General features: G+C 64.1%; 19 protein-coding genes and 1 tRNA gene. 13 read left to right on the forward strand and 7 right to left on the reverse strand.

Going from position 1 to position 22557, the window contains the following annotated elements; all coding sequences use genetic code 11:
* Positions 1–83: 83 nt before the first annotated feature.
* From IPN92_14700 to IPN92_14740, 9 genes are all read left to right on the forward strand, one after another.
* Positions 84–1889, forward strand: coding sequence for an ABC transporter ATP-binding protein/permease (locus tag IPN92_14700; GenBank protein ID MBK8639452.1), 1806 nt, complete (start codon positions 84–86; stop codon positions 1887–1889).
* A gap of 139 nt (positions 1890–2028) precedes the next feature.
* A complete protein-coding gene (locus tag IPN92_14705; GenBank protein ID MBK8639453.1) occupies positions 2029–3666 on the forward strand; it encodes a histidine kinase in 1638 nt (545 codons plus the stop codon).
* Entirely contained in the window at positions 3666–4304 is a 639-nt protein-coding gene (locus IPN92_14710) for a response regulator (GenBank protein ID MBK8639454.1), read from the forward strand. The genes IPN92_14705 and IPN92_14710 overlap by 1 nt, the downstream gene beginning before the upstream one ends.
* A gap of 82 nt (positions 4305–4386) precedes the next feature.
* A complete protein-coding gene (locus IPN92_14715) occupies positions 4387–4860 on the forward strand; it encodes a rhodanese-like domain-containing protein (protein MBK8639455.1) in 474 nt (157 codons plus the stop codon).
* A 92-nt stretch (positions 4861–4952) separates the two neighbouring features.
* Positions 4953–6563, forward strand: coding sequence for an imidazole glycerol phosphate synthase subunit HisF (hisF, locus tag IPN92_14720; protein ID MBK8639456.1), 1611 nt, complete (start codon positions 4953–4955; stop codon positions 6561–6563).
* 162 nt (positions 6564–6725) lie between these two features.
* Complete coding sequence (gene mltB / locus IPN92_14725; GenBank protein ID MBK8639457.1) at positions 6726–7835, forward strand: lytic murein transglycosylase B; 1110 nt, start codon at positions 6726–6728, stop codon at positions 7833–7835.
* A gap of 62 nt (positions 7836–7897) precedes the next feature.
* Complete coding sequence (gene recG, locus IPN92_14730; GenBank protein MBK8639458.1) at positions 7898–10006, forward strand: ATP-dependent DNA helicase RecG; 2109 nt, start codon at positions 7898–7900, stop codon at positions 10004–10006.
* A gap of 148 nt (positions 10007–10154) precedes the next feature.
* The gene (gene ubiA / locus IPN92_14735; protein ID MBK8639459.1) at positions 10155–11054 is read left to right on the forward strand and encodes a 4-hydroxybenzoate octaprenyltransferase; all 900 of its coding nucleotides are present in this window, start codon (positions 10155–10157) and stop codon (positions 11052–11054) included.
* Between the two features lie 88 nt (positions 11055–11142).
* Positions 11143–11763 carry a thiol:disulfide interchange protein DsbA/DsbL gene (locus IPN92_14740; protein ID MBK8639460.1) on the forward strand — a complete coding sequence of 207 codons (621 nt, stop codon included), beginning with the start codon at positions 11143–11145 and terminating at the stop codon, positions 11761–11763.
* A 72-nt stretch (positions 11764–11835) separates the two neighbouring features.
* Here the strand turns inward: IPN92_14740 and IPN92_14745 are convergent, their stop codons facing one another.
* The 7 genes from IPN92_14745 to IPN92_14775 all read right to left on the reverse strand — a co-directional run bounded on the left by IPN92_14745 (position 11836) and on the right by IPN92_14775 (position 18605).
* Positions 11836–12372: a hypothetical protein gene (locus IPN92_14745; GenBank protein ID MBK8639461.1), complete on the reverse strand. Its 537-nt coding sequence runs from the start codon at positions 12370–12372 to the stop codon at positions 11836–11838.
* A gap of 255 nt (positions 12373–12627) precedes the next feature.
* Positions 12628–13368: a molybdopterin-synthase adenylyltransferase MoeB gene (gene moeB / locus IPN92_14750; protein MBK8639462.1), complete on the reverse strand. Its 741-nt coding sequence runs from the start codon at positions 13366–13368 to the stop codon at positions 12628–12630.
* 62 nt (positions 13369–13430) lie between these two features.
* Complete coding sequence (locus IPN92_14755; protein ID MBK8639463.1) at positions 13431–13631, reverse strand: hypothetical protein; 201 nt, start codon at positions 13629–13631, stop codon at positions 13431–13433.
* Between the two features lie 78 nt (positions 13632–13709).
* Positions 13710–14903 carry a hypothetical protein gene (locus IPN92_14760; GenBank protein MBK8639464.1) on the reverse strand — a complete coding sequence of 398 codons (1194 nt, stop codon included), beginning with the start codon at positions 14901–14903 and terminating at the stop codon, positions 13710–13712.
* Between the two features lie 486 nt (positions 14904–15389).
* Entirely contained in the window at positions 15390–16268 is an 879-nt protein-coding gene (gene prmC, locus IPN92_14765) for a peptide chain release factor N(5)-glutamine methyltransferase (GenBank protein ID MBK8639465.1), read from the reverse strand.
* The gene (gene prfA / locus IPN92_14770; protein MBK8639466.1) at positions 16261–17340 is read right to left on the reverse strand and encodes a peptide chain release factor 1; all 1080 of its coding nucleotides are present in this window, start codon (positions 17338–17340) and stop codon (positions 16261–16263) included. Before prfA ends, prmC begins: the two co-directional genes overlap by 8 nt.
* Positions 17340–18605: a glutamyl-tRNA reductase gene (locus IPN92_14775; GenBank protein MBK8639467.1), complete on the reverse strand. Its 1266-nt coding sequence runs from the start codon at positions 18603–18605 to the stop codon at positions 17340–17342. The genes prfA and IPN92_14775 overlap by 1 nt, the downstream gene beginning before the upstream one ends.
* A gap of 296 nt (positions 18606–18901) precedes the next feature.
* On the opposite strand from IPN92_14775, the gene IPN92_14780 reads away from it, so the two are divergent.
* The 4 genes from IPN92_14780 to IPN92_14795 all read left to right on the forward strand — a co-directional run bounded on the left by IPN92_14780 (position 18902) and on the right by IPN92_14795 (position 22530).
* Positions 18902–20563, forward strand: a complete 1662-nt coding sequence (locus IPN92_14780; GenBank protein MBK8639468.1) for a tetratricopeptide repeat protein — start codon at positions 18902–18904, stop codon at positions 20561–20563.
* Positions 20560–21402, forward strand: a complete 843-nt coding sequence (gene ispE, locus IPN92_14785; protein ID MBK8639469.1) for a 4-(cytidine 5'-diphospho)-2-C-methyl-D-erythritol kinase — start codon at positions 20560–20562, stop codon at positions 21400–21402. Before IPN92_14780 ends, ispE begins: the two co-directional genes overlap by 4 nt.
* Positions 21403–21408: 6 nt before the next feature.
* Positions 21409–21483, forward strand: a tRNA-Gln gene (locus IPN92_14790).
* 111 nt (positions 21484–21594) lie between these two features.
* On the forward strand, positions 21595–22530 hold the full coding sequence (locus IPN92_14795) for a ribose-phosphate diphosphokinase (GenBank protein MBK8639470.1): 936 nt from the start codon (positions 21595–21597) through the stop codon (positions 22528–22530).
* The last annotated feature ends 27 nt before the right edge of the window (positions 22531–22557 follow it).

Here is a 22557-nt window from a genome sequence, read left to right on the forward strand (position 1 = left end):
GACATCTTGGGTCACGCCCTCGGCTATCATCACCCCTTCGGAGGCCTTGACGGGGGCCCCAAGGAGTCCAGTTGCGGAGCACCATGATCACTAATGCCACCGAACGGGTCCATAAGGACCGCCGCGATGCCCACAACCTGCGGGCCATGCTGCCCTATCTGTGGGAGTTCCGCGGCCGGGCCCTCCTGGCCCTCGCCTGTCTGGTGTTGGCGAAGGTGGCGAACGTGGGGGTGCCGCTGGTGCTGAAGGACATTGTCGATGCCTTCGCGCCGGGCCAGGCCCAGACCTTGATTCTGCCCGTCAGTCTGCTGCTGGCCTATGGCCTGCTCAAGCTTTCCGCAACCCTGTTCAATGAGTTGCGCGACATCGTCTTCGCGCGGGTCCGTTACCGGGCCATGCGCCGGCTCTCGACCCGGGTACTGGAGCATCTGCATCGGCTATCCCTGCGCTATCACCTGGAGCGTCAGAGCGGGGCCATCAGCCGGGACTTGGAGCGGGGGACGCGCTCGGTCAGTTCCATTCTCAACTATATGGCCTTCAGCATTCTGCCGGTGCTGGTGGAGTTCGGCCTGGTGGGGGCCATCCTGCTGTCCCGCTACGCACTGGCCTTTACCCTGGTGACCTTCGGCGCCGTGGCCCTCTACGCCCTCTTTACCTTCGCCGTGACCGAGTGGCGCATGGATTACCGCCATCAGATGAACCGGCTCGACTCCCAGGCCAACAGCCAGGCCTTCGACAGCCTGATCAATTATGAGACCGTCAAGTATTTCGGCAACGAGGGCCTGGAGTCGCGGCGCTATGACGGCACCCTCGATGCCTGGGAGGAGGTGGCGGTCAAGAGCCAGACCTCCATGTCCTTGCTCAACTTCGGCCAGGGCGGCATCATCGCCCTGGGCGTGACCCTGATCCTCTTGCTGGCCGCCCAAGGGGTGGTGGCGGGCGAGATGAGCATCGGTGACCTGGTGTTGGTCAACGCCCTTCTGCTGCAGATCTTCATCCCGCTGAATTTTCTGGGGATCGTCTATCGCCAGATAAAGTATGCCCTGGCGGACATGGACCTGGTGTTTAAGCTACTGGAGCGGGAGCCGGAGGTGCGGGACGCCCCCGACGCCCGCCCCCTAGTGCTGGGGCGGGGTGCGATCCGCTTCGAGGGGGTCGATTTCCATTACCAACCGGAGCGGGCCATCCTGAAGGGCCTGAGCTTCGAGATCGGCCCTGGCCAGAAGGTGGCGGTGGTGGGGCACAGCGGGGCGGGGAAATCGACCCTCTCCCGGCTCCTATTCCGCTTCTATGATGTGACGGGCGGCCGCATCCTGATTGATGGCCAGGATCTGCGTGGCTTGACCCAGGACAGCCTGCGGGCGGCCATCGGCATCGTTCCCCAGGATACGGTGCTCTTCAACGACAGCCTTTATTACAACATCGCCTACGGGCGTCCGGAGGCGACCCGGGACGAGATCGAGCGGGCGGCGGCCATGGCCCATATCCGGGACTTCATCGAGAGCCTGCCGGAGCGCTGGGACACGGTGGTGGGGGAGCGGGGGCTCAAGCTCTCCGGGGGCGAGAAGCAGCGGGTGGCCATTGCCCGGGCCATCCTCAAGCACCCGCGCATCCTGGTCTTCGACGAGGCGACCTCGTCCCTGGACAGCGCCACCGAGCAGGCCATCGGCCGGACCCTGGCCGAGGTGGCGGAGAACCATACCACCCTGGTCATTGCTCATCGCCTGTCCACGGTGGTGGATGCGGACCAGATCCTGGTGCTGGAGGCCGGGCGCCTGGTGGAGCAGGGCACCCACCGTGAGCTCCTGGCCCTGGGTGGTCGTTATGCCGGCATGTGGGAGTTGCAGCGGCGCGAGCGGGAGCAGGCCTTGGGGGCCGGGGCGGCCTGATGAGGGCTTTGGCCCCTGATCCACCGCGAAACCGGCTTCTAACCCGGTTTCCTGGCCGTCGGGTTGGGCCCGGCTCACCCCTTGCCGCGGCCGGGGCGAGGCTTGCCTTCCGCCCCTGCCTCCCCAAATAGTGCCTGATATGCTTAACTCCTCCTTCATTTCGACCCAGGCCTTGGCCTCCGAGGGGCCAGAGAGCCGGCTGGCCGCGGGGGTCTTGGGGGGGGTGGGCCTGACGGTGCCCTTGCTGGCCCTGGTCACGGGAATACTGGGCTTGGCCCTGACTTTCGCCGGGTCCCTATCAGCGCCAATGGCTTGGGTGCCACTGCCGCGTTGGCTCTGGCTGGGTTTTCCGCTGCTCTCCCTGGGGGGCCTGAGCCTGGGGGCCTGGCGGCTCCATAGCCGGCTGCTCAAGCCCTTGGCCCGTTTGGAGGAGACGGTCGCCCGCGTTTGTCAGGGGGAGCCCGGTGCCGGGGGCGCCCTCCGGGAACTGGGGCACCAGGCGGGGACCCTCGCCAACCTGACCCAGGCCATCGACAGCCTCAACGAGGAACTGACGGATCTCTACGAGGACATGGACAACCGGGTGGCCCGCCAGACCACGCGCCTGGCGCAGAAGACGGCGTCCATCAAGATTCTCTACGACGTGGCGGCGGGCATCAACGAGGCCGAGTCCCTGGATAGCCTGCTGCTGCGGTTTTTGCGTGTCCTCAAGGAAATGGTGAACGGTCGCGCGGCCACGGCCCGCCTGGTCAAGCCAGACGGCGGCCGGCGGTTGGTGGGCTCCATCGGCCTGGACGAGGCGCGGATTGGCGACCCGGCGGCGATGCCCCTGGATCTGTGCCTCTGCGGCAAGGTGCTGGCGTCTGGCGATATCCTCTGTGATAACGACCAGGGCTATTGCTCCCGGGTCTATGGCCGGCGCATGTTCCGGGGGGATGAGATCGAGGTGGTTACCATCCCCCTGGAGCATCGAGACGAACTCCTGGGGTACTACACCATTTTCGTGGATAAGCCCGGCATCGGTGGGCGCGAGGATATTCTCGAGTTGCTGTTCAGTATCGGTCATCACCTGGGCATCGCCGTGGCCAAGCACCGTTCCGACGCCGATGCCCTGCGCCTGTCGATCATGGAGGAACGCAACTCCCTGGCCAACGAACTGCACGATTCCCTGGCGCAAACCTTGGCCAGCCTGCGGCTTCAGGTTAACCTGTTCGAGGAATCCCTGGCTCAGACCCCGATTCCAGATAAGGCCCGGGTCGATCTGGAACGTCTGCGCGGTGGCCTGGACGAGGCGCACCGCGAGTTGCGCAGCCTCCTGGCGAATTTCCGGGCGCCCATGGACCGGCGCGGCCTGGTGCCGGCCCTGGAGCGGATCACCGCCGGTTTTCGCCAGGCCACCGGCCTCAAGGTCCTGTTTCAGAATAATCTCCGCGCCTTTGAATTGCCGGCCGCGGCGGAGTTACAGGTCACGCGCATCACCCAGGAGGCCCTGGCCAACATCCGCAAGCATGCCCGAGCCCAGACAGTCCGGGTGTTACTCACCACCCGCATGGAGGGCGATCAGATCCTCTTGATCGAGGATGACGGCGTGGGTTTTCAGCTCCCCGGGTCGGATGGGCAGACGGGAGAACACATCGGTCTCTCCATCATGCGCGAACGGGCGCGCCGCATGGGCGCCGAGTTGCGGATCGAAAGCGAACCCGAGGAGGGGACGCGGGTGGAACTACATTTCTCGCTGCCGGATCGCCGTCAGCCCCGGCCAGTGGGAGTAATCTGATGCGCGTGCTGCTGATCGATGATCATGCCCTCTTTCGTTTTGGGGTCAGCGAACTCCTGGAGCGGCGCGGCATCCAGGTGGACGCCCTGGGTGATGGCGAGGCGGGCCTGGCGCGGGTGCTGGAGCGGGCCCCGGACGTGGTCCTGCTGGATCTGCGCATGCCCCAGATGACGGGTCTTGAGGTCCTCAAGCGCCTGCGCGATGCCCATCAGACGATGCCGGTGGCCATGCTCACCACCAGCACGGATGAGCGTGACCTGATCGCCGCCCTCCAGGCGGGGGCCCAGGGCTATCTGCTCAAGGACATGGAACCGGAGGAACTGATCACGGCGCTGAAGGATATTTTGGCGGGGCGCACCGTGGTCGCCAAGGAGTTGACGGGGATCCTGGCCCGCGTGGTCCAGGGCGGGCACGAGGATCGGCGGGCGCCGGTGGCCTTCTCCGACCTGACCCCCCGCGAGCGCGAGATCCTCTGTCAACTGGCCGAGGGACGCAGCAATAAGGGTATCGCCCGCATTCTGGGCATCACGGATGGCACCGTTAAGCTCCACGTTAAGGCGATATTGCGCAAGCTGGCGGTCCATTCGCGGGTGGAGGCGGCGGTTATCGCGGTCGAGAAGGATCTGTGCGAACGATGACCGGTGAGGCCTGTGCGCCCCAGGTTGTGGTCTTTACCCGGTGGGCGGCGCTGGCCGGGCTCATTTGCGGAGCGATGACGACATGAAGCATTTCATCGAACTGGTGCGCGGCTGTCTGACCGAGGTGCGCGAGATCATGCCCTGGGACCTGGAGGAGCGGCGCGCGGCCAACCCGGAGCTGTTGATCGTGGATGTGCGCGAACCCTACGAGTTCTATGCCATGCATATCCCCGGCTCCATCAATGTCCCGCGCGGCATCCTGGAGTCCGCCTGTGAGTGGGATTACGAGGAGACGGTCCCTGAGCTGGTGCGCGGCCGCGACCGGGAGATCGTGGTTGTCTGCCGCTCCGGCTACCGCAGCATCCTCGCCAGCCATGTGATGCAGGTGCTGGGCTTCACCCAGGTGGCCTCGCTGCAGACCGGCCTGCGGGGCTGGAAAGACTACGAACAGCCCCTGGAGGATGCCCATGGCCAGGAGGTGGATCTGGAGGAGGCGGATATCTATTTCACGCCCGTCCTGCGTCCCGACCAGATGCGGCCCCCCGAGGCGGACTGAGGGCCCAGGGCGGGGACCCGCTCCCGCCAGGACCGGTCAATAGGCTAAAATCAGGCCGTTGTTACGCCACGGACCCCGAAACGGATCATCTTATGATTTCCCTACTTGATTACGGCGCGGGCAATGTCCGCAGCGTTCGCAATGCGGTGCTCAAGCTTGGCCATGAGCTGAAGGTCATCCGGACCCCCGAGGATATCCAGCAGGCCGAGTTCATCCTCTTCCCGGGCGTCGGTAGCTATGGCTCCGCCATTCAGCGGCTCCACCAGATGGGTTTCTTCGAGCCCCTGCGCGACTACCTGCGGGCGGGCCGGCCTTTTCTCGGTATCTGCATTGGCCTGCAGGCCCTGTTCGAGGGCAGCGAGGAGTCCCCGGGCGTGGCGGGGCTGGGCATCATCCCCGGTCAGGTCCGCCGTTTCGAGGCCCCGGGCCTGGCCGTGCCGCACATGGGCTGGAATGGTATCCGCCCGCGGCGTGCCGCCAGCCTGCTGGCGGGCGCCGAGGACGAGAAGCTCTATTTCGTCCATTCCTACCGCGCCGTGCCAGAGGCAGCGAACGCGGACTGGGTTTTGACGGAGACGGATTACGGTGAGAGCTTTATCAGCGCCGTGCGCCGGGGAGCCGTGGCGGCGGTCCAGTTCCATCCGGAAAAGAGTGGACCAGCGGGGTTGCGCCTGCTGGATGCCTTCCTGGGTGCCGCCGTGGGCACGGGCGCCCCTGACCCCGACGCGAGGGGCGAGGGGATTCAGCCCGCGGGGCAGCCGACGCGGCTGGCCAAGCGGGTCATCGCCTGCCTGGATGTGCGCGCCAATGATGCCGGCGACCTGGTGGTCACCAAGGGCGACCAGTACGACGTCCGCCAGGAAGGCGAGGTCCGGAATCTGGGCAAGCCGGTGGATCTGGCGCGGCGCTACTACGAGGAGGGGGCGGACGAGATCACCTTCCTCAATATCACCGCCTATCGTGACTTCCCCCTGGCCGATCAACCCATGCTGGAGGTGTTACGGCGGACCTCGGAAAACGTCTTTGTCCCTCTGACCATTGGCGGTGGCATCCGCGCCTTTACCGACGCCGAGGGCCGCTACTATTCGGCCCTGGAGGTGGCCGCGGAGTATTTCGCCTCGGGCGCCGACAAGATCTCCATTGGCAGCGATGCCGTGACGACCGTGGAGCAGGTGCTGGCCCAGGGTGGCCCCACCGGCGATAGCGCCATCGAGGTCATCGCCCATCGCTACGGTAACCAGGCTGTCGTCATCTCCATTGATCCCCGCCGGGTCTATGTAGCGGGGCCCGAGGCGGCCCCCCGCCATCGGGTTGTACCCACCACCACCCCGGGTCCCGGGGGCGAGGGCTGGTGTTGGTTCCAGTGCACCATCAAGGGCGGCCGCGAGGGGCGGGATCTGGACGCCGTGACCCTGGCCCGGGTCTGCGAGCAACTGGGCGCCGGGGAGATCCTGCTTAATTCCATCGATCGCGACGGCACCGGCGCCGGCTTTGACCTGGAGTTGATCCAGGCGGTGCGCTCGGTGGTGACTATCCCCGTCATCGCCTCCAGTGGCGCTGGCCGGGTCGAACACTTCGCCGAGGTCTTCGCCGTCACTCAGGTGGAGGCCGCCCTGGCCGCCGGCATCTTCCATCGCCGGGAGGTGCCGATCTCGGCGGTCAAGGAGCATTTGCGCCAGGAGGGCATCGAGGTGCGGCGCTAGGCCAGGTCCGGGTCCGGCGCGGGCGGGCTCGCCCTGTCCTTGGCCGGGGGGGGGGGGGGGGGGCCAGGGCGCGCGCGGGGTGGCCGTCCGGGTTCGGCGCTTCACGGCTGGCGCCCGGATGCTCTATGATTCGAATAACGTCCCCCCAAGCTGGAGATCGCCATGCGCCCCACCCTGCTCCTGGTTTGCGCCCTGACCATTTTACTGGCGGCCTGTGGGTCGAGTTCCCGGCAAGATACCGCCGGCGGTTCCTCGGCGGGGGCCTATGCGCGCTCGGCATCCGGTGATGGACGGTTGCGGGGCGACTATGCCAACTATCCCGCGGCCCAGGCCTTTGTCGATCGCATGGCGGCCGAGGGTTTCGACCGGGCTCAGGTGGCGGACTGGCTGTCCCGGGCCCAGCGCCAGCAGTGGATCATCGATTTCGTTCATAAGCCCGATGCCAAACCCTCCACCCAGCCGACGGGCGCCTGGACGCGCTATCGGGCCAGGTTTCTCACCGAGGCCAATATCGCCAAGGGGGTAACCTTTTGGGGGCGTTATGAGCGGGAATTGAACCGCGCCCAGGAGAAGTATGGCGTACCACCGGAGTACGTGGTCGCCATCATCGGGGTGGAGACCAACTGGGGCGGTTACATGGGCAAGCATCGAGTCATGGATGCCCTGGCTACCCTGGCCTTTGATTTTCCGCGCCGGTCCGATTACTTCACCGGCGAACTGGCGGCTTATCTCAAGATGGCCCGCGATGAAGGCATGGACCCCTTCCAGCCGCAGGGTTCCTATGCCGGCGCCATGGGTTATGGCCAGTTCATGCCCTCCAGCTACCTCAAATGGGCGGTCGAGTTCGACGGTGATGGTCGGCGCGATCTCTGGAACCCTGTCGATGCCATCGGCAGCGTGGCCAACTATTTCGCCGTGCATGGCTGGAGGCGGGGCGAACCCGTCGCGGTCAAGGCGGACGCCAGCGGCGCCGTCGCCCTCAAGGCCGGCTTTGACACCCGCTACAGCCTGGATGTCCTGGCCCGCGATGGCATCCGCCCCCAGGGTCGCCTGCCCACGGGGGACGAGGTCAGCCTCATCCGGCTCGACGCCACCGGCGGCTACCAATTCTGGCTGGGGTTGAATAACTTTTACGTCATCACCCGCTACAACCACAGCAGCTATTACGCCATGGCCGTCCACCAATTGGCCCAGGCCCTTCGCGCCCGCCACGGCGGTACCTCGGATGCCCGCCTGTCGGGTCTGGAGGGGGTCGGGGAGCCGAGGCTCTGACCTGGCACGCCAGGCCCCTGGCGGTGTTGGCCCGGACCTGGCTCTAGGCCAGCGCCGCCTTGGTGAAGACGCAACCCCAGCCGCTTGAAACCCAGCCTGTAACCAGTCTGCGGGGCGTGGGCCCCCGGCTCGCCGAACGCTTGGCGCGGCTGGGGTTGGCGACGGTGCTGGATCTGCTGTTCCACCTGCCCCTGCGTTATCAGGATCGCTCCCGGCGGCGACCGCTGGGTTCGCTCCTGCCGGGGGAAGAGGCCATGATCGAGGGCGAGGTGGGGGAGGCCCGCATCAGCCATGGCCAGCGCCGGACCCTCAAGGTCTGGCTGGCGGACGAGTCCGGCACCCTCCAGTTGCGCTTTTTCCATTTTGGCCGCACCCAGACCGCGGCCTTCACCCCGGGGACGCGCCTGCGCTGCTTTGGCGAGGTACGGGTCGGGGTCCCCTCGCTGGAGATGATCCATCCGGAATACCAGCTCCTGACCGGCGCGGCGGAAGAGGCCCAAGAGGAGGGCCTGACCCCCATCTACCCCACGACCGAGGGGCTCCAGCAGGTCAGCCTGCGCAACCTGATCGCCCAGGCCCTGGCCTTGCTGGAGTCGGACCAGGCCGCGGGGGGGCTGGGGCCGCGGGAGCTGTTGCCCCCCGAGGTCCTGGACCCCCTGCTGCTGCCGAGCCTGGTGGCGGCCCTGCGCTTCCTGCACCATCCACCCCTGGAGGCGCTGGGGCTGGACTTGAACGAGCACCGCCACCCGGCCTTCCGACGCCTTGCCTTCGAGGAACTGGTCGCCCATCAACTGGCCCTGCGCCGCTTGCGCCGGCAGCGTCAGAGGCTGGAGGCGCCGGTGCTGGCGGGCGGTGGCGACCTGCGGGCCCGGCTGCTGGTGGCGCTGCCCTTTGGTCTGACCGGTGCCCAGCGGCGGGTGCTGGAGGAGATTTCCGCCGATCTGGCCCGGCCGCGTCCCATGTTGCGGTTGCTGCAAGGGGATGTCGGTTCGGGCAAGACGGTGGTCGCGGCCCTCGCCGCCCTGCAGGCGGTGGAGTCGGGCCGCCAGGCCGCCCTCATGGCCCCCACCGAGATGCTCTCCGAGCAGCATCGCCGCAATCTCGCGGCCTGGCTAAGCCCCCTGGGGCTGGCGCCGGCCTGGCTCGCTGGCCGCCACAAGGGCCGGGAGCGCGAAGAGCTGCTGGCGCGCATCGCCTCGGGGGAGGCGCGGGTGGTGGTGGGGACCCACGCCCTCTTTCAGGAGGATGTCGCCTTCCAGGACCTGGGCCTGGCCATCGTCGATGAGCAGCATCGCTTTGGCGTCCACCAGCGCATGCGGTTGCGCGAGAAGGGGTCGGGGGAGGGCGGGGTGCCTCATCAGCTCATCATGACCGCCACCCCCATCCCGCGCTCCCTGGCCATGACCCTCTACGCCGATCTGGACCTGTCCGTCATCGACGAGATGCCCCCGGGCCGCACTCCGGTGACGACGGTGGCCGTGCCGGACAGCCGCCGGGAGGAGGTGATGGTCCGGGTGCGCGAGGCCTGCGCCAGCGGCCGCCAGGCCTACTGGGTCTGCACCCTGATCGAGGAATCGGAGGCTCTGCAATGCCAGGCGGCCGAGGAGACGGCCCGCAGCCTGGCGGAGGCCCTGCCGGGGGTGCGCATTGGCCTCGCCCATGGCCGCCTCAAGGCGGTGGAGCGGGAGGCGGTGATGCGCCACTTTGCCGGCGGCGACCTGGATCTGCTGGTGGCTACCACGGTCATCGAGGTGGGCGTGGATGTGGCCAACGCCAGCCTCATGATCATTGAAAATCCGGAGCGCCTAGGCCTGGCCCAACTCCACCAGTTGCGGGGCCGGGTCGGCCGTGGTGCCCAGGCCAGCCATTGCCTGCTCCTCTACCACGCCCCCTTGTCGCGCCTGGCGCGGGAGCGCATCGAGCTCCTGCGGCGCAGCACCAACGGCTTTGAGATCGCCCAAAAGGACCTGGAAATGCGCGGTGCCGGCGAGGTCCTGGGTACCCGTCAGACCGGGGAGATGCAATTTCGCATCGCCAATCCGGTGGCCGACGAGTCCCTGCTGGTGGCCGCCTGTCAGGCGGCGGACCTCATCCTCGACCGGTATCGCGACCGGGTCACCCCCCTCATTGACCGCTGGCTGGGGGCCAGGGAGCATTGTGGCGGCGTCTGAGGCCCGGGTCAGGCGCTGCGATCGGCGCTGACCCTGTGTCATAATTCGCCCCCAATGCCTGGGCGAGGCGCCGCAAGCGGCGACGCCAACCCGCCCGCTATTTCCCCTTGATCACCCATCAACGACAGGACAGGTTCCAGGCCCGCCCATGACTCTGGCAGCGAATACCAGCCCCCCGAGCACACTGGACTGGCGTCAGCGCCTGCGGGCTTACGCCCTGCTGGTGCGTTTCCATCGCCCCATCGGCAGCCTCCTGCTGTTGTGGCCTGCCCTCTGGGCCCTGTGGCTGGCGGCCCAGGGCCAGCCGCCCTGGCGGGTGGTGCTCATCTTTATCGCCGGGGTCTTTCTGATGCGCTCCGCCGGCTGCGCCATCAACGACATCGCGGACCGCAACCTGGATGGCCAGGTGCTGCGCACCCGGGAGCGCCCCCTGGCGACCGGGCTCGTCAGCCCGCGCGAGGCCCTCGGCGTCTTTTGCGTCCTCGGCCTGGCGGCCTTTCTGCTCGTGCTCTTGCTGGACTGGAAAACCATCGCCCTGTCCGTGGTGGCCCTGGGGTTGGCGGTCCTTTATCCCTTCATGAAGCGCTTTACCCATTGGCCTCAGGTCTTTCTCGGCGCCGCCTTTGGCTGGGCCGTGCCCATGGCCTACACCGCTATCACCGGCCAGGTCCCGCTCCAGGGCTGGCTGGTCTTTGTTGCCGCCCTCATCTGGGCCCTGATTTATGACACCCAGTACGCCATGGTGGATCGCGAGGACGACCTCAAGGCGGGCATCAAGTCCACCGCCATCCTCTTCGGGCGCCAGGACCGGCTCCTGATCGGCCTGCTGCAACTGGTCTTTCTGGGTCTCATGGTTTACATCGGGCTGACGGCGGGACGCGGGGTCTGGTATTTTGGCGGGCTGGCGGTGGCGGCCGGTCTCTCGGCCTATCAGCAGTATCTGATGCGCGACCGGGAACTGGCGGCCTGTTTTCGGGCCTTTCTGAATAATAACTATCTGGGTCTGGCTCTGTTTCTGGGGCTCTTCCTGGATTACGCCCTATCCTGACGCTGCTAGACCCACGAACTTTCCACTGGCGGCGCGGGTCGAATCCGCATCGCTCAACCCCCTAAGCTATCAAGAGGATTACCCCCTTATGTCCTTCCGCTTCCTGTTATCACTGCTGTTCGCTTGCCTGCTCTCGGCCCCGGTCTGGGCCATCGACGAGGGCATCGAATACACGGTGCTCGCCAACCCCCAGCCGACGGAGACGGGGGACAAGATCGAGGTGCTCGAGGTCTTTATGTACTCTTGTCCCCACTGCTTCCACTTGGAACCGACCCTGGCGAAGTGGCGGGAGACCCAACCGGCCAACGTGGCCTTCCGGCGGATGCCGGCGGTATTCAGCACCAAGCCGGATCTTCAGGCCCAGGCCTTCTACGCCGCTGAATTATTGGGGGCGCAGGATAAGTTCACCCTGGCCATGTTCGATGCCATCCATGTCAAAAAGCAGAAAATCAGCGATGAAGACGTAGTGGTCGCCATCGCCGAGGGGGCGGGCATCGATGGGGCCGAGTTCCGCAAGGCCTTGAATTCCTTCGATGTCAATATGAAGGTCAACCGCGCGCGCAATGTCACCAAGAACTACGGCATTGACGGCGTCCCCGCCGTGGTCGTCAACGGCAAGTACCGCACCAGCCCCGCCCAGACGGGCAGCCGCGAGGCCCTGGTCAAGGTGATCGACCAACTCATTGCTCGCGAGACCGGTGGTTCCTGAGGGAGTCGCTTTCGCCAGGGATGGCGACTGACGTGAAAATCCGCCAGGCCTTGACGATGTGAGCCCCGGTCTTCAGTCGTAGTAGTGGGGTTTTACCTCTTCGATGACCGGGATATCGGGTGGGTTGGGGTGTAGTGCCACGACCCAGGCCGGTAACTTGGCCTGATTGGCATGGTAGAGGGTCTCGGACTCCAGGAGGATGAGGACGAGCACGGTCGCCATGATGGGCAGTATGCCCATGCCGACGATGATGGCCAGGACCGCCTCCCGCCTCAGCCCCAGATAGCTGTAGCCGATCCACCCCAACAGCACGATCGCCAGGAGCAGGCTCAGCATCAGGATGAAGATGCGGCTGCGGCGCGCGCAGACTTGCCAATGGCACATGGGGTACCAGGGGTCGCGGGTCAGCGAGCGCCGCGCGCGCCAGAGGATGTAGCCGAGGAGGGCAAAGGAGGTGAGGGGAATGATGGCCATGACCCAGGGGAAGCTGCCCGCCACGCCTCCGGCGCCGACGGCCATGAGAATGTGATTGCCGATCAGATTGGTCAAAAAGACCTCGTGGGGGATGTTGGCCCTTTTGATATCGTCGGGGCTGACCTGGAAGCGCATCTTGAATCACCGGGTTGATCGCATCCGCCTTGGAGGGCGCGCGAGGAAGGCGAAATTATACCGAAAAGCTGAGTGTTCGGTTTCCCGGGCCGGGTGGTGTCTGGCGGGGGACGCCGTGAATACATCCCTGTAGGCTTGACGACAGCATCCCTGCTGTCGACACCCCCGCCAGCCCCCACCCGACCCTCCCGCCAACTACCGGCAAGTGACTTGCTCTGGGTGCGGTAGCTTGTTGGGTGATGGGCCACTCTGGCCTTAACAACCGCAGACGGGGCAGGCGGGGTCGGCGGGTAGGCCCAGGGTGCGAAATTCCAGGGTCAGGGCATCGATGAGCAACAGGCGGCCGGCCAGGGTTCGGCCCGCGCCGGTCAGGACCTTGAGGGTTTCCGTCGCCTGGATGGCGCCAATGATGCCGACCAAAGGGGATAGGACGCCGTTGTTGGAACAGGTCTCGTCCGTCGGGCCCGCGCGGGGGTAGAGACATTGATAGCAGGGACCGCCGGGGGTGCCTGGAAAGACGGTGACCTGGCCCTCGGCGCGAATGGCGGCGCCGGAAATGAGGGGGATCTGGTGACGCTGGCAGGCGGCATTGACGGCGTAGCGAGTGGCAAAGTTATCGCAGGCATCCACCACGGCGTCCACTCCCTCCAAGAGGCCCGGCAGGCTCCCGGCATCAATCCGACCCCGGTAGCCCTCGACCTGGACTTCGGGATTGAGGGCCCCGAGGGCCTGGATAGCGGAGTCGACCTTGGCCATGCCGATCCGGTCCGTGGTGTGCAGGATTTGGCGCTGGAGATTGGACAGGTCCACTCTGTCGAAGTCCGCCACCCGCAAGTGGCCCACCCCGGCCGCGGCCAGGTAGAGGGCCACCGGCGAGCCGAGTCCGCCGAGGCCCACGATCAATATCCGCGACTGGAGCAGACGTTCCTGCCCCGCGATATCGATAGCCGGGAGATGGATCTGGCGGCTGTAGCGCAGGAGTTGCTCGTCGTTCATGGCTAGCGCTTGAACTCGGGTTTAATCGAATAAATGATTGAATTGCTGTCCAATAACATCATTTATTCCCTGTCGGGTAAGGGGCGATCTTTGCGGATTTCTCTTTGCCATGCAACAGGATCGGCAAAATGAGACAAGGCATTCCTATCTGCCATGCGCTGGAGAATCGCAGCCATACGCTGGCCTTGGTGCATTTTAGGCGTAGGTGGCACTTGTAAAGAAAGCCCTTCTTCCTGTGCAAGTTGTGCCAGTAGAGCTTGCATTAGCTGAAATTTATCGGAATGAAGTAGAGCCTAAACTTAAGGAAGTATTTTTGCTATGAATATACCATGTTTTCCCTTTCACCATTTGCATGATTTTCTTAAAGGAACAACTGCTTGCTCAAGACCGCTAACATCAAAAGTAACTTGTACTGGATTTTTCCCAAATGGCGTTACTTCTATCAATAGTTTAGTGACACCAAAGAGTGATTTTATAAATGGGATAGATTGTCCACCTGAAAAATAACCTAATGCTTCATGATCTGTACTTATAGAAAAAGATTTTGTGCTCGCTTTTTGTGAGTCTATCCTATAAATCATCGAAATATTTTGAATATTTATGAACACATCCCAGTCTACAAAAGCAGACGTAGTATTTTCAGAACATCTTATCCATAGTTTGGGGCGAACAGGCAGATTTAGTGTTCCTGGAATAGTGTCATTAGCAGCTATGTGCATATAAACATTCGTAGAATCATCTAAGCTTGATTTGTCAATGGATAAATTCCATCTGGTTTGCAATTCCCGCAAAGCTTTGTTTTGTTGCTTCTCAGCCTCATGTTTTTGGCGTTCAACTTCTGCGATTTTTTGAAAGCGATCTAGTTCATTCTGATAGCTTTTATTATCAGGTGACAACTGAAGAAGTTTTTTATAGCGTGTAAGATGACCTTGTTTATCAGTGTCAGGTAAAGCATCAAGCTCTGACAAAATGTTTTGAATTTGTGTTTCTCTTTCTGTTGCTTCGCGTGCCAACCGTTCAGCCTCTACACGTTCTGCCAAGATCTCTTGCGCTTGACTAACTAAAGAAGCAACTTCTTTATCAAAATTAGTGTACATAGCGCCTTTGTCTACTATTGCCTGATAATTTTCAGTATTCAGAAGGCTCTTTAATTCGTTTATAATTACATCGCGATGTTCTATAAACTGCTTTCTTTTTGCTTCAGAATCAGTCTGTTCCTTCAGTTCCGCTTGACGGATTTTTTGGGCACGTTCCGAGGCTTCTTGAGCTAACCGAGCCTCTTCACGTTTGGCTGAGTCTTCATGCACAGCCAATCTAAACATGACAAATCCACTAATCAGTAATACTGCAAATAACCACCTACTCCCAGGCAATTTTTCTAATTTTTCGGCTATGGGCGGCAATAAAAAAACAGAAGATAGCAGTATTAGAAGTCCACCTGTTGGAGCAATCATAATTAACAGTAGTCCAAGCAATGCGATAAAAGTCGATGCAAGCCACGGAAATACTGTAGATAATTTTTTACCAATATCCATATTTTTAAGTTTCTTGATGTTTGTTGGGTGATAGCCCGACCTTTTGCCTAAAGTGGATTAGACAGAATCTACTTTGGCCATACTAGGCAAGAATCGCTCGAGTCTCTGACCTGTCCCCTGGGCAGGACCCCGGGACTAGCCCGGTCCCCCCGCTAGTTCGTCAGATATGGGAGGGTAGTCCAGGCCCCCTAACCTGTCAAATCATAAGGAAAAGGGCACTTTCTACTGGGACCGCTAAGTGCAAATCGCCATGAATCAGGCGTCAACCCCCCTTCCGACCGCTAGAGGATGCCCCGGGCGAGGAGTCATATCTGTCGGCTCAACTGGAGCATCTCCTTACGGGCCAGGACTCATCGAACGTGGACAGCTACTGGCTGACCTGGGCCGCGGCTCAAGTCCCGGGGGCTGGCGGTTCCGGCAAGCCGCCGATGCTGTCCGAGGTGGCGGCCTGGTTGGCGCGAGCGATGCCCAGTCCCGTGCTTGGGTTCAGCGATTACCGAATCGATAGCCCAGTGTCGCGCGCGGATGTCCAGCGAGGTCGGGGCGAGTCTCCAGGTATTCGAATCCCGCCTCCGCCAACAGGGCCCGTACCCCGGCATCCTGATCGAAGCCGTGCTCCAGCGCCAGCAGGCCGCTAGGCTTTAGGCATTGCGCGGCCTGGCGCGTGATCTGGAGCAGGGCGTCCAGGCCATCGGCGCCAGAGGCCAGGGCGGAGCGGGGTTCGCGCGGCAGGTCACCCTGGCGCAGATGCGGGTCGGTCGCGGGGATATAGGGCGGGTTGGCGATGAGGGCGTCCAGGCTGGCCGGGGCCAGAGGGGCGAGCCAGTCAGACCGCAGGACCCAGGCGTTGACGGCCTCATGGCGGGCGAGATTGGCCGCCGCCACCGTGACCGCGCCCGGGCTCAAGTCCAGGGCGATGAGGGTCCAGGCCGGCCGTTCCAGGGCCAGGGCCAGGGCGATGGCGCCGCTGCCCGTGCCGGCATCTGCGATCAGCAGGGGGGCGTCCGCTGGCAAGCGTTCCAGGGCGATCTCCACCAGCAGTTCGGTCTCGGGGCGGGGGATCAGGGTGTCCGGGGTAATCCGCAACTCCTGGTTCCAGAAGGCCTGGCGGCCGCGGATATGGGCGATGGGCTCGCCGTCCAGGCGTCTGGTCACCAGGGCCTGGAAATGAACGACCTGCTCGGGGGTGGGGGTCCGCTCCGGCCAGGCGATTAGCTTGGCGCGGGTGGCGCCCGTCGCCGCCATGAGCAGCCACTCCGCCTCCAGCCTGGGTTCCGCCTGGGGCAGGGCCTTGAGGCGCGCGGTGGCCTCGCGCACCAAGGCGCCCATCGTCGGCGGGGACGGCGGCCCTGGGCGCTCAGGCATCCATCATGGCCGCCAACTGCTCGGCCTGGTATTCCTGAATCAGGGGTTCGATGACTTGGTCGAGCTGGCCGAGGAGGATCTCTTCCAGCTTGTAGAGGGTGAGGTTGATGCGGTGGTCGGTGACCCGGTTCTGGGGGTAATTGTAGGTGCGGATGCGCTCGGAGCGATCGCCGCTGCCAACCTGGAGCTTGCGGTTCTGGGCCTGTTCGCTGGCCTGGGCCTCCCGGGCTTGGGAGAGGAGCTTGGCCTGGAGCAGGGACATGGCGCGGGCGCGGTTCTTGTGTTGGGAGCGCTCATCCTGGCATTCCACCACGATCCCGCTGGGCAAGTGGGTGAGGCGTATCGCCGAATCGGTCTTGTTGACGTGCTGGCCCCCCGCCCCAGACGAGCGATAGGTATCGACGCGCAGGTCCTTGGCGTCGATATCCACCCCATCCACCGCCTCGACCTCGGGGAGGATGGCCACGGTGCAGGCGGAGGTGTGGATGCGGCCCTGGGACTCGGTCTCGGGGACGCGCTGGACGCGGTGGACGCCGGATTCGAACTTGAGGCGGGAATAGACGCCGCTGCCGCTGATGCGTACCACCACCTCCTTGAAGCCGCCGAGTTCGCCCTCGCTGGCGCTCATCTGCTCCGTCCGCCAGCCACGGATCTCGGCGTGTCTCAGGTACATGCGCAGCAGGTCTGCGGCGAAGAGGGCAGCCTCGGCGCCGCCGGTCCCGGCCCGCACCTCCAGAAAGACGTTACGCTGATCGTGGGGGTCCGGTGGGATCAGCAGACGTTGCAATTCGGGTTCCAGAGCGGCGCGCCGCTCCCGGGCCGCCTCCATCTCTTCCCGGGCCAACCCGGCCATCTCCGGATCGGTGAGCATGGCCTCGGCGTTGGCGAGGTCCTCCTCGATGGCCTGGTAGCCCTGGAAGCAGAGGGCCACGGGCTCGAGTTGGGCGTATTCCTGGCCCAGGGCACGGAACCGGGCCTGGTCCCCCTGGACCTCGGGTTCCGCCATCAGGGCGGTGATCTCGTCAAAGCGCTCGGAGAGACGCTCCAGCTTGCCCTGGATGGAGGGATTCATCAGGCCTCTCGCTTGTGATCGAGATCGAAAAGGGTGTTCGCGGCCTCCAGGAGGTCGGCCTGGCCATCCCGGCCAGCCTGCCGCAGGCGGGTGCTGGGGGCGTGCAGCAATTTGTTGGTAAGGGTGTTGGCGAGGAAGGCCAACACCTCCTCCGCGGGCTTGCCAGCCTCCAGGCGGCGGCGCGCTTGGGCGAGCACCTGGTCACGGAGACATTCGGCGTTGTGGCGGTAGCCCTGGATCAGGTCGGTGGCATCGAGCGAGCGCAGCCAGGCCAGGAATTCGCCCGCGTGGAAGTCGATGATTTCCCGCGCGGCCTGTGCGGCGGCCTGGCGTGAGCGCATGCCGTCCTCGACCACATCCTGGAGATCATCCACCGTGTAGAGGTAGACGTCGCTGAGTTCGCCTACCTCCGGCTCGATATCGCGTGGGACGGCAATATCGACCATGAACATTGGCCGGTGCTTGCGGGCCTTGAGGGCCCGCTCCACCGTGCCCTTGCCGAGCACGGGGATCGGGCTGGCGGTGGAGGAAATGATGATGTCCGCCTCGGCCAGATGGGTACCCAGCTCCGCCAGGGAGATGGCAAAACCGCCGAACTCGGCGGCCAGGGCGTGGGCCCGCTCCACCGTGCGGTTGGCGACGATGATGCGGCCGATACCCTGCTGACGCAGATGGCGCGCGGCCAGTTCGATGGTCTCCCCCGCGCCGATGAGGAGGGCGGTCTGGTTCTTGAGGTCGCTGAAGATCTGCCGCGCCAGGCTGACGGCGGCGAAGGCGACGGATACCGGGCTACTGCCGATGGCGGTGTCGGTGCGAACCTGCTTGGCGACCGCGAAGGTATGTTGAAAGAGGCGCCCCAGGAGCTTACCAGCGGTGCCATGATCGCAGGCGCTCTGGAAGGCGGTCTTGACCTGGCCCAGGATCTGGGGCTCGCCGAGGACCATGGAATCCAGACCGCTGGCCACCTCCAGCAGGTGGATCACGGCATCGAGATCCACATGGGTGAAGAGGTAGGGGGCGATACGCTCGGCCTCCAGTCCATGAAAGCGGGCGAGCCAGTCGCTGACGCTTTCCTGACGAGTCCCGGACAAGACACAATAAATCTCGGTGCGGTTGCAGGTGGACAGGATGGCGCCCTCGCTGAGGGCGGGGTCCGCAGCCAGGCTGTGCAAGGCACCGGCCAGGATATCCGGCCCAAACGCGATGCGTTCGCGGATATCCACCGGGGCGGTTTTGTGGTTGAGTCCGACGGCCAGTAGGGTCATGGTGCGTCTTGCGCTGGTAAAATCGGTACGATTCTTGGATATTGACGGCGCGGATGCAAGTCTTGCTTTAGTATTTCTCTTGATTTTGGCCAGGACGGCCTGATTTCTACCTCGTCTGGCGGGTCCAGTTTTTGTCGCGGAACCGGCGGGTTATACTGAAGTCCAACCCCTCGCTGTTCTCCCTTCGCCATCTTTCTCGTTTTTCGACACCCATGCGTTTAGCTCTCCTGCTGTCAGCCGTGCTCTGTTCGCGGGCATTCCTCTTACCCGATCGCCTTGAGGCTCGGGAGGGCCCCTTGGCCACCCATGCCGCTTCCTCCCCGGTGGCGCCGACGGCGGTCGGGACTCCGCCGGGCCTGACCAAGACGCTCGTTTATGCCGTCCTGGCCGGCCAAATCGCCGCGCAGCGTGGCGAGCACCTGGCGGCCTTCGAACACCTGTCGCGGGCGGCCCAGTTGGCCCGGGACGAGGACCTGGCCGAAAAGGCCGCGCGCTCGGCACTGGCTTCGAACCAGGACGAGGCGGTTGGGCGAGCGGTTGCCCTCTGGCTGGAGATTGCCCCCGATTCCCTCTCCGCTCATCAAATCGCAGCCTTCGTGCGCCTGCAGGACGAAGACCTGGAGGGTGCCATGTACCATCTGCGGCGGCTGGTGAACCTAACCTCGGACGAGGGGGAAAGCGGTTTTGTCCAATTGGCCCGCCTGGTCCACAAGCTGCGGCCACCGGGGCAGCGCATGGAGCTCATGGAGCAACTGACCGCGGGCGAGCCCGACAATGCCGACGCCTGGTTCGCCCGCGCCCTGGTGGCGGCGGGTTCCGAACGCCAGGACGAGGCCGTGACCGCCGCTCAACGCGCCACCGAGCTGCGGCCAGACTGGATCGAGCCCCGCCTGTTTCTGGTCCAACTGCTCAAGGATGCGGACCGTCAGGAGGAGGCCAGGGCCACCCTGGAGCGTTTCGTCGCCGAGAATCCCCGCGACCAGGGACTGCAAACCCTCTATGCCCAATTCCTGGTGGATGACAAGGAGCTGGATCGCGCCCGGGAGGTTTTTGCGGGCATGCTGGTGGAATCGCCCCGGGAGCCCGACGTGCTCTTCGCCCTGGGTATCCTGTCCCTGCAACTCGAGGATCTCGCCTCCGGACGTGACTATTTCACCCGGCTGCGCGAGACCGAGGAGCGCCGGGATGACGCCGCCTACTACCTGGGGCGGGTGGAGGAACTCGACGGCAAGCCCGAGGCCGCGGCGGCCTGGTACCTCAAGGTCCGGGGGGAGCATGCCCAGGACGCCCGCATCCGCCTGGCCCGCCTCGAGGCCAAGGGTGGCGATCTGGACAAGGCCCGCGAGCGGCTGCGGTTGATGCGCGACCAGAGTCGCAAGGATGCCGTCATGCTGTTTATGGTCGAGGCCGAGCTCTTGACCGAGATGGATCGTAAGCCTGAGGCTCTGAAGGTTTATGACGCTGCCCTGGAGGCCCATCCGGATGATCCGGAGCTCCTTTACGCCCGTGGCTTGCATGGTGCCGCCATGCAGCGTCTGGATGTGCTGGAGTCTGACCTGGGCCGCCTGCTGGAACTCGAACCCGATCATGCCGATGCCCTCAACGCCCTCGGCTATTCCCTGGCGGACATGACCGACCGCTATCAGGAGGCGCTGACTCTGATTCAGCGGGCCCTGGCCCTCAAACCCGATGAGGGGGCCATCCTGGATAGCCTGGGCTGGGTTCATTACCGCCTCGGCAATCTGGAGCAGGCCCTGGACTACCTGCGCCAGGCCAGCGCCAGGATTCCGGATGATCCCGAGGTCGCGGCTCACTTGGGCGAGGTGCTCTTTGCCTTGGGCCGGCACGATGAAGCCTGGCAGATATGGGAGAAGGGGCTGGCGAAGGCCCCGGAACACGCCTATTTGCTCAGGGTTGTTGGCCGTCATCGTGTTAGCCACAATGGCGTCAAGCCTTGACGGGCGCCCCCTGGCCGGCGCCGGCTAAGCTCAACCTCACTCTGCGGGTGCTGGGCCGACGCGAGGATGGCTATCATCGCCTCCAGACCCTGTTTCAATTCATCGACTATGGCGATTGGCTCTCGTTCGCCCCCCGCGCCGATGGCCAGATTCAGCTTTTGACGGAGATCCCGGGTGTCCCTGCGGCATCTGATCTCTGCGTCCGCGCCGCCCACCGGCTCCAGGCCGCCTCTGAATGCCAACTGGGTGTCGATCTGAGCATCGACAAGCGGTTACCTCTGGGCGGGGGGCTGGGCGGTGGCAGTTCCGACGCCGCTACCACCCTGGTTGCCCTCAACCGGATCTGGGGCACGGGCCTGACCGAGGATGATCTGGCAGCCTTGGGCCTTGCATTGGGGGCGGATGTCCCCGTCTTTGTGCGTGGTCGGGCGGCCTGGGGCGAGGGGGTAGGGGAGCACCTGACCCCGGTGGAGGTTCCGGAACCCTGGTACCTGGTCATGGCGCCGGCTTGCGCCGTGTCCACGGCCGCGGTCTTTGCCGATCCCGAATTGACAAGAAATTCCCCGTCAATCAAAATCGCCGACTTCCTTGCCGGGGAGGACCGCAACGATTGCCTGGAACTGGTCCGTTTGCGTTACCCTGCCGTAGCCGATGCCTTGGATTGGCTTGAGACTTTTTCCCGGGGGCGGCTGACGGGCACCGGGGCCTGCGTCTTCGCCGCCTTTGGCTCCGCTGTCGAGGCCCATGCCGTTCTGAACCAGGCCCCCGCCGGTCTGAGGGGCTTTGTGGCCAAAGGGTTGAATCGCTCGCCGCTGCTGCAGCGACTGGACGCGAGCTAAATTTCTTGGGGTGTCGCCAAGTGGTAAGGCACTGGGTTTTGATCCCAGCATTCCCAGGTTCGAATCCTGGCACCCCAGCCAAGTTTTTTAACACCCATTAAGCCGGCGCCAGGGTGAAGAATCCAGAGCGACGGCTTAAGATCCTTATGTCATGGCGATGGGGGGATACTGGCCGTGCCCACCAGTCAATTGATGGTCTTTTCCGGAAATGCCAATCCGGCGCTGGCCGCGGAAATTGCGTCCTACCTGGCCCTGCCGCTCGGCAAGGCGGTGTTAGGCCAGTTTAGCGATGGCGAGGTTATGGCCGAGATCCAGGAGAACGTCCGGGGTCGCGACGTCTTCGTGGTTCAGCCGACCTCCGCGCCTACCAACGATCACCTGATGGAACTGCTGGTGATGATTGACGCCCTGCGCTGGGCCTCCGCCAAGCGCATTACGGCGGTCATCCCTTACTTTGGCTATGCGCGTCAGGATCGTCGCCCCCGCTCGGCCCGTGTGCCCATCACGGCGCGGCTGGTGGCCAAAATGCTTGCCGACGCGGGTGCCCACCGGGTTTTGACCGTGGACCTGCATGCCGATCAGATCCAGGGCTTTTTCGACATTCCCGTCGATAATGTCTATGCCTCGCCCATCCTGCTGGGCGATGTCTGGCGCCAGAAGTATCCCAATCTGCTGGTGGTCTCGCCGGACGTGGGCGGCGTGGTCCGGGCCCGTGCCCTGGCCAAGCGCCTTGACGATGCGGAGCTGGCCATCATCGATAAGCGGCGCCCCAGGCCTAACGAGGCCAAGGTCATGAACATCATTGGCGATGTCGTCGGCCATTCCTGCGTGATCATTGATGACCTGGTCGATACCGCCGGCACCTTGTGTCAGGCGGCCGCCGCTCTCAAGGACCATGGCGCGGCGCGGGTGGTGGCTTATTGCACCCATCCGGTCCTGTCGGGACGAGCGGTGGAGAATATCAACGCCTCCCGGCTTGACGAGTTGGTGGTCACTAACACCATCCCCCTGCGTCCGGAGGCCCAGGCCTGTGGACGCATCCGGCAGCTCAGCATCGGCGAACTCCTGGCCGAGACTATGCGCCGTGTCTCCAGCGAGGAATCGGTCAGTTCGCTCTTCGTCGATTGACGCCAGTCCTTTTTACCCTTCCCCTGG

This window comes from Chromatiaceae bacterium (genome assembly GCA_016714645.1).
Taxonomy (GTDB): domain Bacteria; phylum Pseudomonadota; class Gammaproteobacteria; order Chromatiales; family Chromatiaceae; genus M0108.